Raw genomic sequence first — 12,591 nt, 5'->3', positions numbered from 1 at the left:
TATAAGCGAGCAGCTTTTAATATTTTTTAGCAAAGGATGGATGATGAATGACACTGGCGAAAGCATTAAACCCGGAACTCCCGCTTCCCCAACACGTTGCCATTATTATGGACGGTAATGGACGCTGGGCAGAAGAGCGGGGGCTGAAACGGACAGAGGGTCATAAAGAAGGACTCAATGCGCTCAAGCGGACCATTGTTGCGGCTGCTAAGTTAAAAATTAAAGTACTGACAGTTTATGCCTTTTCAACAGAAAACTGGGCCAGGCCTAAAAGAGAAGTTCAGTATCTGATGTCGCTTCCTCATTTGCTCAATCAGAAGGTGATGCCGGAATTAATGAAGAATAATGTCCGGGTCTGCCTAACGGGAAATCGTGAACATATCCCCAACAAAACTTGGTCTTATATTGAATCAGCTGTTAAGAAAACAGCGGATAATGATGGCTTGATCTTAAATATCGCCTTTAATTATGGCTCGCGCTTGGAGATTGTTAAAGCTTGTCAGAGCTTGGCGAAAAAGGCGGCAGAAGGCCAGCTTGATCCAGTAGACATTGATGAAGAAAGCTTCAGCCAGCACCTACAAACGGCTTTCTTGGGCGACTTGCAAGATCCCGACCTATTAATCCGCTCGAGCGGGGAAATCCGCTTAAGCAATTACTTACTCTGGCAACTGGCCTATAGTGAATTTGTCTTTACAGATACCAAATGGCCAGACTTTGATGAAGATGTTTTCTATGCTTGCCTAGCTGAATTCCAACACCGTCAGCGTCGTTTCGGCAAAATTTAAGAGAATAGGAGAGGCTTATGCGATTAAGAACTCTGACAGCTCTGGTGGCGCTGGCTATTTTTATTCCCTTACTGGTTATGGGAGGCAGTGCTTTTGAATTCTTGGTGATAGTCATAGCGGGTATCACCCTCTTTGAATTACTCAGCTTATTGGCTGTCAATTTTTTTACTTTAGAAAGTTTATTTGCTTATGTGTTGATGTATCTGGCCTTGCTTCCCCAGCACTACCTGGATTTCTTACCTGAGCAATTGGACCAGATGACCCTTTTTTATACGGGGGTCGTTATCTTTCTTTCCCTAATGGTCCATCGACCAGAGCGCTTGGATTTTAGTTTGATTGCTAAGATAACTTTGGCTGCTCTCTACGTGGGCCGGGGCTATCATTTTTTAATTTTGGGTCGAGAAATGGGCCTCCTAGCGATTCTTTTTGTCTTGGTGATCATCTGGTCCAATGATACTTTTGCCTATTTAACGGGTCGTGCCATTGGCCGTCGTCCCTTGGCACCCGCCATTTCACCCAATAAAACGATTGAAGGATCAATCGGGGGTATTGTTGGGGCCTTCTTGGTTTCTTTAATCTTTGACTATTTCTTTAATATTTACCAGCTCAGTTTCTTGGGTAATTTAATCTTGGTCATCCTCCTCTGTTTGGCTGGGCAGATGGGAGACTTGGTCGAGTCATCGATCAAAAGACAGTACCATGTCAAAGATTCAGGCAAGCTATTACCGGGGCACGGGGGCTTTTTGGACCGTTTTGATAACATCTTATTTGTCCTACCCATTTTTTACTTTTTGATGGCCTTCTTTTAAGTAGACTAAGCGAAGGGAGTTTTTTTATGAAAACGATCATTACTTTCTTACTCATATTTTCAGTTATTGTCATCTTCCATGAATTTGGCCACTTCTTTTTTGCTAAACGGGCGGGGATTCTCGTGCGTGAATTTGCGATAGGGATGGGGCCTAAGCTCTACCAATACCAGGGCGAGGAAACAACCTATACCCTCCGCCTCTTACCTATTGGGGGCTATGTCCGTATGGCGGGACTGGAGGAGATGGCGGACAGTGTGGAAGCGGGCATGCAGCTCTCTCTGACCTTTAATGAGGGGGGAAAAGTAACGGAACTCTCGCTAGCTGAGGATGACCTTGCTGCTGAAGCCTTGCCGGTTGAAGTGGTCTCTGCTGATTTAGACCGCGACCTGATCCTTCAAGCTATTCCTTATGGGGAAAGAGAAGCTCAGACTTATTCTATTGACCGCCAAGCGGACTTTGTGGAAGCGGATGGGACCCGGCTAAAGATTGCCCCTTATGACCGGCAATTTCAATCTGCCTCTATTCCCCAACGCTTAATGACAAATTTTGCAGGGCCTATGAATAATTTCATTTTGGGAATCCTTGCTTTTACGGTTTTAGCCTTTGTCCAAGGGGGCGTGCCCTCATCTGAGGCTATTGTAGGTGAAGTTGTCGACGGTTCACCGGCCCAAACGGCTCATTTACAAAGCGGCGATCAGATTCAGACCATTAATGGCCAGGAAGTCGCTTCCTTTGCGGACATGCAGGCCAAGGTTTCGAGTTCGGAAGGTAAGCCCTTGGAAGTGACCTATGAACGCCAGGGACAAGAAATGACGACTCAGCTCCAACCTAAAGAAGTGGACTATAACGGACAAAAAATCTACCAAATCGGCGTTGGTCGTTTTAAAGATAGTCGTTTCTTGGCTAAGCTAACTTATGGCTTTAAGGCGAGCTGGGCCATGATTACAGGGATTCTAACTATCCTAGTAGGAATGTTTAAGAATGGCTTTAACATCAACCAATTTGGTGGCCCGGTTTTTATGTACCAAGCGACTGGTGAAGTGGTCAACCAGGGATGGATTGCTATTATGTCTTGGACCGCTATGTTAAGCCTCAATTTAGGGGTGGTGAACCTCTTGCCGGTCCCAGCCTTGGATGGGGGGAAGATCCTCTTCAATATCATTGAAGCAATCCTAGGTCGCCCTGTCGACCAAAAAGTCGAAGGCATTATAAACTTGGCAGGAGCTGCTTTATTATTTATATTAATGATTGCCGTGACTTGGAATGATATTCAACGTCTATTTTAAACGTTTATATAAGATGGAGTGAGCAGCCGATAGAATTGGCTGACTTGCCTTGACTCGATTCGAGGGTAGGAGATGGAAGTAGTTGATGAGTGTAGCTTATCCTAGGACCAGGCACCTACCCTTCTTTATTTCAAGAAAGGAGCGTTCTTTTGGAAGAGAAGAAAGAAGCTTTTAACCGTTTGCTTAAGCAAATTAATTTTTCAGATTCCGATCCAAATTTTCAGGCGGGTTGGATTGACCATGTGACCGTCCATACCAAGTCTCGCCTTTATCAATTTACCCTAGCTTTTCCCAAGCATATAAAGGCTAGTCAATTTAAGGCCCTGGAAGAAGCTTTGCAAGTTGGCTTCCAGTCGATTGCTAAGGTTGACCTAGGCTTGACCTGCTCTAAGGCAGAGGACTGGGAGGCAGAGGAGGTTCTGGCTTATTGGCCCGTGGTAGTTGAACGCAGTCATATCTCTAATGGTCTCGCCCAACAGATTCTAACCCAACAATTGCCGACTTGGGAGGGGGGAAAGTTTATCTTAAGGGTGGACAACCCGCAAATTCAAGCCTTTTTAGAGACTAATTATTTAGAGGTAATCAAACAGAATTACTTTGTCCTTGGTTTTTCTAACCTTCGCTTTCAAGTGATTGTGGATGAAGCCACGGCCAATGACCGCCAAGCCCAGTTTGAAGCTCGCCAGGAACAATTGGAACGCGAACAGCAGGAACTGGCAAAGCAGGCCAGTGTTCGCCAGGCCAAGGAAGCTAAGGACAAACCCCGCCCTAGTAAATTAGCGATCGGGCGATCTGTTCCCGTAGATAAGCTCCAACCCATGCGCTCTTATGTAGAGGAACAATATGGGGCTACCATGGAAGGGGTTATTTTCGAAAAAGAAGTCCGAGAATTGAAAACGGGGCGGCGGATTTTGAATTTGAAGTTCTCTGACTATACCTCGGCTTACTTGGTCACTATGTTCTCACGCAATGATGAGGATATTGCTGTCTTTGAAGGTCTAGAAGAAGGGATGTGGATTCGTGTCCAAGGGGAAATCCGGATGGACGACCGTTTTGCCCGCGATTATGTGCTGATGGGGCGTGACCTGGAAGTTATCAATAAGGAGGGGCGCAAGGACCAGGCGGAGGAAGGCAAGAAGCGGATTGAACTTCACCTTCATTCCAATATGTCAGCCTTAGACGCAACCAATACCATTTCAGACTTTGCCGCCCAAGCCAAGGCCTGGGGACAGCCCGCCATTGCTGTTACGGACCACGGCAATGTCCAAGCCTTCCCTGAGGCCAGTCAGGCTGCCAAGGCCAACGATATTGCCATGATCTACGGCTTAGAAGCTAATGTTGTGGATGACGGGGTACCGATTGCCTACAACCCTCAAGATGTGGATCTGAGCGAGGCCCATTATGTCGTTTTTGACGTGGAAACAACGGGCTTGTCTGCTGCCTATAATCATATTATTGAATTAGCGGCAGTCAAGATGTACAAGGGCAATGTCGAAGAGACCTTTGAGGAATTTATTAATCCAGGCTACCCCTTGCCTGCCCATATTATTGAACTAACTAAGATTACTGACGCCATGCTACAGGGGGCTAGGTCGGAAGAAGATGTGATGGCAGACTTTCAAAAATTCTGTGAAGGCTGTATCCTAGTTGCCCATAATGCTTCTTTCGATATGGGCTTTATCAACAAGGCCTACAGCCGCCATGGCATGCCTGAAGCGGATAATCCTGTCATTGATACGCTGGAACTCTCGCGCTTCCTCCATCCTAATATGAAGTCCCACCGACTCAATACCTTAGCCAAGCATTATAATGTTTCCTTGGAGCAACACCACCGGGCGATCTATGACTCGGAAACAACCGGGGCCTTGGCTTGGATCTTTGTCAAAGAAGCGGCCAAAAACCATGATATCCACTCCCACAAGGATCTTAATCAGGATGTCGGCAAGGGGGATGCCTATAAGCACGGCCGTCCTTTCCATGTGACCATCTTGACTAAGAACCAAGCAGGGCTCAAAGACCTCTTCAAACTCGTCTCTGCTTCTAATGTGGATTATTTCTACCGGGTGCCCCGCCTGCCCCGCTCACTCTTAGCTGACCACCGGGAGAATCTCTTGCTCGGTTCGGCTTGTTCTTCGGGTGAATTCTTCGAAGCCGTGATGCAGAAGGGCAAGGAAGAAGCCAAGCGGGTGGCAGAATTCTATGATTACCTGGAAATTATGCCTAAGGGGGTCTACAAGCCTCTGATTGAAGATAATTTAATCCACGATGAGGCAGAGCTTGAAGAAATTATGAAAACCATTATTGAAATCGGCGAAGAGCTTGATAAACCAGTAGTAGCAACGGGGGATGTCCACTACCTAAATCCTCAAGACAAGCTCTACCGGGAAATTTTAATTAATTCGATTAAATCTAACCGTACCAAGTTTTTCCCCGAAGCTCACTTCCGGACGACAGACGAAATGCTCCACGACTTTGCCTTCTTAGGGGAAGATAAGGCCTATGAAATTGTGGTAGAAAATACCCACAAAATTTTTGACCAGATTGAATTTGTGGAGCCCCTTAAGGATAAACTCTATACCCCAAATATTGATGGGGCAGAAGATGAAATCCGGGAAACTTCCTACCGCGAGGCTCATGCCCTTTACGGAGAGGACTTGCCTGAAATTATCGAGAAGCGTCTAGAAAAAGAACTGACCTCGATTATTGGTAATGGTTTCTCAGTGGTTTACCTGATTTCTGAAAAATTAGTAAAAAAATCCAATTCAGACGGCTACATTGTTGGGAGTCGGGGGTCAGTGGGCTCTTCCTTTGTCGCTACCATGCTGGGAATTACCGAGGTTAACCCCTTGTCCCCCCACTATGTTTGCCCGAATTGTTTTTACAGCCACTTCTTTACGGATGGTAGTGTCGGCTCTGGATTTGACTTGCCAGACAAGGACTGTCCAGAGTGTGGACACGCCCTGAATAAAGATGGCCACGATATTCCATTTGAAACTTTCCTAGGCTTTGCGGGGGACAAGGTACCAGATATCGACTTGAACTTCTCGGGTGAATACCAGCCCCAGGCCCATAACTTCACCAAGGTCATGTTCGGGGAAGACCATGTCTACCGAGCAGGAACCATTTCTACAGTGGCTGATAAAACGGCTTATGGTTATGTCTTAGGCTATGACCAAGACCATAATTTGAACCTTAGAAAAACGGAAAAAGATTTTCTCGCTAAGCACACAACCGGGGTCAAACGGACCACTGGCCAGCACCCAGGGGGGATTATTGTTATTCCGGAATACATGGATGTCTATGACTTTACGCCAGTCCAATACCCTGCCGATGACTTGGATTCAGAATGGAAGACCACCCACTTTGACTTCCACTCCATCCATGATAATGTTTTGAAGCTCGATATTCTGGGCCATGATGATCCGACGGTTATTCGGAAGCTGCAAGACTTATCCAACATTGATCCAAAAGATATTCCCATGGATGATGATGATGTCTACAAGCTCTTCAATGGGACGGAGATTCTAGGTGTTAGTCCAGAAGATATTTTTTCCAAGACGGGGACACTGGGGATTCCTGAATTTGGGACCTCCTTTACCCGGTCGATGCTAGAAGCTACCCATCCCTCGACCTTTGCGGAACTTCTCCAAATCTCTGGACTCTCCCACGGGACGGATGTTTGGTTAGGTAATGCGGAAGTCTTAGTTAGAGAGAAGGGCATGCCACTGTCAGAAGTGATTGGTTGTCGGGACGACATCATGGTCTATCTCATCCACCAGGGGGTTCCTGAACGTGATTCTTTCCAAATTATGGAAAAGGTACGTAAGGGCAAGGGGCTGTCTGATGAACACAAGGCCATTATGAATGAGCACCAAGTTCCCCAGTGGTATATGGCGTCCTGTGAAAAAATTAAGTACATGTTCCCTAAAGCCCACGCAGCAGCTTATGTAATCAATGCTATCCGGGTGGCCTGGTTCAAGGTCCACCATCCCATTTGGTATTACTGTGCTTATCTCAGTGTCCGGGCTAATGACTTTGACCTCGTCGCGATGGCGAATGGCCTTCAGTCAACGAAGACAGCTCTCAAGGCGATCTATAGTAAAGGTAATGATGCGACGGTCAAAGACCATGCCGTCCAGGTCGTCTTAGAAATTGTCAATGAAATGTGGGAACGAGGCTTTAATTTTAAGATGGTTGACCTCTACAAGTCTGATGCCCAAGACTTTGTAATTGAAGGGGAAGATACCTTGATTGCCCCCTTTAGAGCCATTCCGGGCTTAGGGCTCAATGTGGCCAAACAAATTGTCAAGGCCCGCCAAGAGTCCGAATTCTTGTCCAAGGAAGACCTTAAGAAGCGGGGCAAGGTCTCCCAGTCAACGATCGACTTTATGTCTGAGCAGGGTATCTTAAATGGCTTGCCAGAAGAGAACCAACTTTCTCTCTTCTAGGGTTCAAGCAAGCGGATTGTTCGCTTTCTTTCAAATGGTTATGCTATGATAGTAACGTAGGTCTATTAATAAATGAAAAAGCCAATAATTGGCCTAGAATAAGAAACGTTAAGGAAAGGAGTTGTGACAGTGAATACAGGGAAAGAAATGCTTATGGTCATTGTAGACCGTGATACCAGTGATGAAGTGATCGAGGTAGCCCGGCAAGCCGGCGCTCAGGGAGCAACTGTTCTTCATGGCCGCGGCACGGGTCATGAGGATAAGCTATCGGCCTTCCATATCCATGTCGAACCACAAAAAGAATTGGTTATGATGGCAGTCGAAGCTGACCAAGTAGATGGTATCAGCCAAGCGATAGCTGAAGCCTTGGACTTTAACCAACCAGGGACTGGGATCCTCTTTAGTCTACCGATCAATGAAACGACTGGACTATATGAAGGATAAATTTGAAAGAAAAAACATGAGAGAAAAAGGAGGACTTTATGGATGTTTTAATCGATAAGTTCAAAGAGGTAGCTTTTTCTGTCATTCCGCTAGTTGTTATTGTTTTATTAATATCAATGTTTGCTGTTAACGTACCTTCTACCATGATGATGAGTTTCGTCATTGGGGCAGTATTGATTTTAGTGGGATTGACCATCTTCCTCTTTGGCATTGAAATCGGGATGACGCCGATCGGCAACCACTTAGGAGCCCATGTGGCAGGAAGCCCCTCACGAATTGCCATTGCTGTTTTGAGTTTTATTATTGGTTTTGCGGTAACGATAGCAGAACCAGACTTACTAATTCTCGGCCAGCAAATTGAAAATGCAACTTCGGGTGTCTTGCCCGGTACAGTGACCGTAGTGGCTGTCTCTGTCGGAGTCGGTGTTATGATTGCCTTTGGGGTCTTCAGATTGTTGAAGAACTTTCCCTTGAAATATTTCTTCGCCATTGTTTATGCTTTGATTCTTATCTTGGCTATTTTTTCCGATAATTCGGCTATTGCTATGGGCTTTGATGCCTCAGGTGCAACGACAGGAGCTTTAACGACGCCCTTTATTTTGGCCTTATCGGGAGCTCTAGCAGCTAAAGCTGGGGGCAAACAAGCAGAAGAAAACTCCTTCGGTCTAGTTGGGGCGATGTCAACTGGTCCTATTCTGGCGGTGCTTTTCTTAATCCTCTTTTCCCAAACGGACTTGCAGGCAGCTGAATCAACGGTGGAATATTCGAACAGTGTAATCGCCCCCATCCTTGCTGCAATCTGGCCGACTTTGAAAGAGTCCTTGATTGCCTTGGTTCCGATTGTTTTATTCTTTATCTTCATGAATTGGCGCTACTTTAAGTTGAAGGGCCAAGAACTCGGCGATATCTTTAAAGGGATTATCTATACAGTTGTTGGTTTGACCATTTTCTTAGTTGGCGTTAACCAAGGTTTTATGGATATGGGCCACTTCTTAGGCCAAGCCATTGCCGAAATGGGTGATTGGTGGCTGATCATTGCTGGCTTTACCCTAGGTATGGTGGTTGTTCTAGCTGAACCAGCTGTCCACGTTCTGGGTGAGCAGGTGGAAGACATCACTGGGGGCCATATCCACAACAAAGTCCTGATGGGGGCCTTGTCTATCGGGGTTGCCCTAGCTGTAGGACTTTCTATGGTGAGAATTTTAAATAGTAATTTAGCCATCTGGCACTTCTTATTGCCAGGCTTTGGACTAGCTATCCTCTTATCCTTTATGGTACCAAATCTCTTTACCGGGATTGCCTTTGATGCGGGTGGGGTAGCTTCGGGCCCGATGACTGCTACCTTTATCTTGGCTTTTGCCCAGGGTGCAGCGGACTTCCTACCCAATGCCGATGCCCTGGATGCTTTCGGCGTCATAGCTTTTGTTGCTATGGTACCCGTGGTTATGGTAGAATTACTCGGCTTAGTCTTTAAGATTCAAACTAAGAAGACAGGAATTGAAGAATAGAAAGGGGTTGTCAACTAGCCTAATGGAAACCGTATTATTCTTAGCAGTCGTCAAGGCTGGGACCGCGAGCCAATTGATTAAAGCGGCTAAAGCAGTTGGGGCGCCAGGAGGCACAGTGATTCGTGCGGAAGGTACAATCAGCAGTCGCCTGGCCCATGCCCTCGGCTTTCACGATTCCAAACGCGAAGTCGTTTTGATTGCGGTGGATAAGTCCCTAGAAGGTCGCCTCCACCAAGAATTGAATGACAAATTGAAGCTCGATCGCAAAGGTAAGGGGGTCCTCTTCTCCTTTGATATTTCTAGCTTCCAGGGCAGTAAGCAGATTAACAGCCCATTTGATGAAAGCCAGGTAGAAGCTTCCGATAGCCAGCTGATGACGGTTATTGTTGACCGGCAGATGGGCGACCAAGTGGTAGAAGTTTCCCGTGAAGCCGGTGCCCGAGGTGCAACGATCCTGCACGGGCGTGGAACAGGTGTGCATGAGACGGGCAAGGTCTTTAACTTCCCGATTGAACTCGAAAAAGAGATCGTGGTTATGGTGATCCCAAGCGCTCTCGTTCAAGAAATTTCAGATAAAATTATTACTGAAACAGACTTATGCAAACCAGGGCGCGGGATTTTGTTCACTGTGCCAGTGAATTCCAAACGTGGACTCGTTCCGCCTAAGCCAGCAGACGAGGCGTCAAGTTAGCTTTAGTCTAAAAACATTGCTATTTGGCGCGTATCATGTTAAACTATAAATGTAATTAAGGGACCAGTGAGGAGTGAGCGGGAACGCTCACTCTTTTTCATGAAATAGAAAGTGGGGGATTGTGTGGCAAGAGTCATTGATGAAGTCAGAACTTTAATCGAGCCGAAGTTAGAGGAACTCGCTTATGACTTGTTCGACATGGAATATACAAAAGAAGGAAAGAATTGGTATCTGCGTATCTATATCGATAAGCTTGGAGGGGTCACCATTGAAGACTGTGTGACCGTTTCAGAAGTTTTATCAGAAATTTTAGACCAAGCAGATCCTGATCCAATCCCTGGCGCTTATTATCTTGAAGTTTCATCACCCGGTGCCGAGCGTCCACTGAAGAATGAGGCGGATATCCAAGCTTCCATTGGCAAATGGGTCCACCTCAAGCTCTATCAAGCCTTTGAAGGTGCTAAGGAATGGGAAGGACGACTCCTCCAAGCGGATGAAGAAGCTTTTACCATAGAAGTTAAAGATAAGACGCGGCGGATTGAAAAGACGATTCCGCGTCAGCTTGTGGCCTTAATTCGTTTGGCCATTGAATTTTAATTGAGTTAAAGGGGATTAGAATGGGAAAAGAATTAATTCAAGCCTTTGAAACATTGGAAAACGAAAAAGGAATTTCAAAGGAAGTCATTATTGAAGCCTTGGAAGCAGCCCTTGTTTCTGCTTACAAGCGCAATTACAAACAAGCACAAAACGTGGAAGTCCACTTCGATGAGAAGAAGGGTGAAATCAAGGTCTATGCGGTTAAAGAAGTCGTCGACCTGGTGATGGACTCAACCCTGGAAGTTTCCTTGGAAGAGGCCCACGAACGGAATACCGCTTATGAGGTGGGGGATAAGATTCGCTTCGAGGTCACTCCTAAAGACTTCGGCCGGATCGCTGCCCAAACTGCCAAACAAGTGGTTACCCAACGGATCCGTGAGGCGGAACGCAATATCATCTATAATGAATTTATCGATTACGAAGATGATCTATTGACAGGGACTGTTGAGCGTCAAGACCGTCGCTATGTTTATATTAATCTAGGGAAGATCGAAGCTGCCTTAACACCAGAAGGTCAAATTCCAGGTGAACACTTTGAATCCCACGACCGCGTCCAAGTTTATGTGGAAAGGGTCGAAAATACGACTAAAGGACCTCAAATTTATGTTAGTCGCAGCCATCCTAATATGTTGAAGCGACTCTTTGAACAAGAAGTACCGGAAATTTATGATGGGACGGTTGAAATCAAGGCTATTGCCCGGGAAGCCGGAGACCGGTCCAAGATGGCTGTTTACTCCCATGACCCTAATGTGGATGCAGTGGGAACCTGCGTTGGCCCACGGGGTTCGCGGGTACAAACTATTGTGGATGAACTTCACGGTGAGAATATGGACATTGTGGAATGGACAGAAGATCCAGCCCAATTGATCAAGAATGCCCTGAATCCAGCAGAGGTTCTAGAAGTTCACTTCGTTCCTAATGAACGCTCTTGCGTGGTTGTTGTTCCTAATCACCACCTTTCTCTAGCGATTGGGAAACGGGGGCAAAATGCCCGCTTGGCGGCTAAACTGACCAACTATAAGATTGATATTAAGTCAGAAGAAGAATTCGATGCCTTCCAAGCTTCAGAAGACTATGAAGCGCTCTTCCATCCCGAGATGGTTGAAGAAGAAGTGCTGGCTGAGGAAGGCGCTGCGCCTGCTGAACCAGCAGAAGATGATGAGCTTTTAGCGGTTGCGGATGAAGTAGAAGCTATTGAAGAAGAAGTAGCTGCTGAGGACCTAGATGACCAAGGCCTCCGTGCAGATGACATCGAAGAAGGCAATCTTGGTCCTGACCAAATGGAAGATGCGGTAGCTGATATCGAAAATGATAGCGAGACCTCTTATGACGACTTACAAGAGGACTTTGAAATTTAGGTCGAGCAAGTGACTTGAAGGAGGGACAGCCTTGAAAAAGAAAAAAATCCCCATGCGGAAATGTGTGGTCTCCAATGAACAGGTCCCTAAGAAGGACTTAGTGCGTGTGGTCCGAACACCTGAAAAGGAGGTTGCCATTGACCCCAGCGGTAAGATGAATGGCCGCGGTGCTTATGTGAGCTTAGATCCAGACCTCGTCCAAAAAGCCTGGGACAAACATCTTCTAGACCGCCATCTCAATGTCGATATTTCAGATGAATTCTACGAAGAATTGAAAGCCTACGTTGCTCACCAAAAGGCGCGTAAGGAATTATTCGAAAATGAAGAATTCTAAGTTAAACCGTCTGGGCCTAGCCCAAGTGGCCGGTAAATTGGAGAGTGGCGAAGACCAAGTGCTTAAGGCGATTCGTTCAGGCCAAGCTAAGTTGGTTTTTGTAGCCAGTGATGCTAGTTTACGCACGCAGAAAAAATTTAAAGATAAATGTTCATATTATAAGATACCTATTAACTTAGACCATGATACGCTAGCTATCAGCCAGGCACTGGGCAAGAAACGTTCGACTTGTGCCCTAACTGATTCTGGTTTTGCCAAGGCGTTTTTGGACTAAGCCTAATTAAAGTAAGTATAGGAGAGAAAAATATGAGTGCATAGATAAAGGGAAGGT

11 protein-coding genes are annotated in these 12,591 nt (G+C 46.2%); all 11 read left to right on the top strand.

Annotation, left to right across the window (positions count from 1 at the left end):
* Nucleotides 1-47 precede the first annotated feature (47 nt).
* On the top strand, nucleotides 48-785 hold the full coding sequence (uppS, locus tag QP860_RS01600) for an undecaprenyl pyrophosphate synthase (protein WP_141744564.1): 738 nt from the start codon (nucleotides 48-50) through the stop codon (nucleotides 783-785).
* 17 nt (nucleotides 786-802) lie between these two features.
* A complete protein-coding gene (locus QP860_RS01595) occupies nucleotides 803-1,594 on the top strand; it encodes a phosphatidate cytidylyltransferase (protein ID WP_070617019.1) in 792 nt (263 codons plus the stop codon).
* A 26-nt stretch (nucleotides 1,595-1,620) separates the two neighbouring features.
* Nucleotides 1,621-2,880, top strand: coding sequence for an RIP metalloprotease RseP (gene rseP, locus QP860_RS01590; protein WP_070617020.1), 1,260 nt, complete (start codon nucleotides 1,621-1,623; stop codon nucleotides 2,878-2,880).
* A gap of 149 nt (nucleotides 2,881-3,029) precedes the next feature.
* Nucleotides 3,030-7,328, top strand: coding sequence for a PolC-type DNA polymerase III (locus QP860_RS01585; protein WP_284912069.1), 4,299 nt, complete (start codon nucleotides 3,030-3,032; stop codon nucleotides 7,326-7,328).
* Between the two features lie 129 nt (nucleotides 7,329-7,457).
* The gene (locus QP860_RS01580) at nucleotides 7,458-7,772 is read left to right on the top strand and encodes a P-II family nitrogen regulator (RefSeq protein WP_083294297.1); all 315 of its coding nucleotides are present in this window, start codon (nucleotides 7,458-7,460) and stop codon (nucleotides 7,770-7,772) included.
* Between the two features lie 38 nt (nucleotides 7,773-7,810).
* The gene (locus tag QP860_RS01575; protein ID WP_070617022.1) at nucleotides 7,811-9,280 is read left to right on the top strand and encodes a DUF1538 domain-containing protein; all 1,470 of its coding nucleotides are present in this window, start codon (nucleotides 7,811-7,813) and stop codon (nucleotides 9,278-9,280) included.
* A gap of 22 nt (nucleotides 9,281-9,302) precedes the next feature.
* Nucleotides 9,303-9,971 (top strand): P-II family nitrogen regulator, encoded by a 669-nt coding sequence (locus tag QP860_RS01570; RefSeq protein ID WP_070617023.1) that lies wholly within the window; start codon nucleotides 9,303-9,305, stop codon nucleotides 9,969-9,971.
* Between the two features lie 123 nt (nucleotides 9,972-10,094).
* Nucleotides 10,095-10,568 carry a ribosome maturation factor RimP gene (rimP, locus tag QP860_RS01565; RefSeq protein ID WP_067976083.1) on the top strand — a complete coding sequence of 158 codons (474 nt, stop codon included), beginning with the start codon at nucleotides 10,095-10,097 and terminating at the stop codon, nucleotides 10,566-10,568.
* 20 nt (nucleotides 10,569-10,588) lie between these two features.
* A complete protein-coding gene (gene nusA, locus QP860_RS01560; RefSeq protein ID WP_070617024.1) occupies nucleotides 10,589-11,926 on the top strand; it encodes a transcription termination factor NusA in 1,338 nt (445 codons plus the stop codon).
* A 31-nt stretch (nucleotides 11,927-11,957) separates the two neighbouring features.
* Nucleotides 11,958-12,260 (top strand): RNase P modulator RnpM, encoded by a 303-nt coding sequence (rnpM, locus tag QP860_RS01555; RefSeq protein WP_070617025.1) that lies wholly within the window; start codon nucleotides 11,958-11,960, stop codon nucleotides 12,258-12,260.
* Nucleotides 12,247-12,534 carry a L7Ae/L30e/S12e/Gadd45 family ribosomal protein gene (locus QP860_RS01550; protein WP_070617026.1) on the top strand — a complete coding sequence of 96 codons (288 nt, stop codon included), beginning with the start codon at nucleotides 12,247-12,249 and terminating at the stop codon, nucleotides 12,532-12,534. Before rnpM ends, QP860_RS01550 begins: the two co-directional genes overlap by 14 nt.
* Nucleotides 12,535-12,591: the final 57 nt, after the last annotated feature.

Origin of the sequence: Aerococcus sp. UMB1112A (assembly GCF_030230715.1) — a bacterium.
Classification (GTDB): domain Bacteria; phylum Bacillota; class Bacilli; order Lactobacillales; family Aerococcaceae; genus Aerococcus.
Note: the sequence above shows the minus strand (reverse complement) of the source record. Positions and strands in the feature narration are given on the sequence as shown.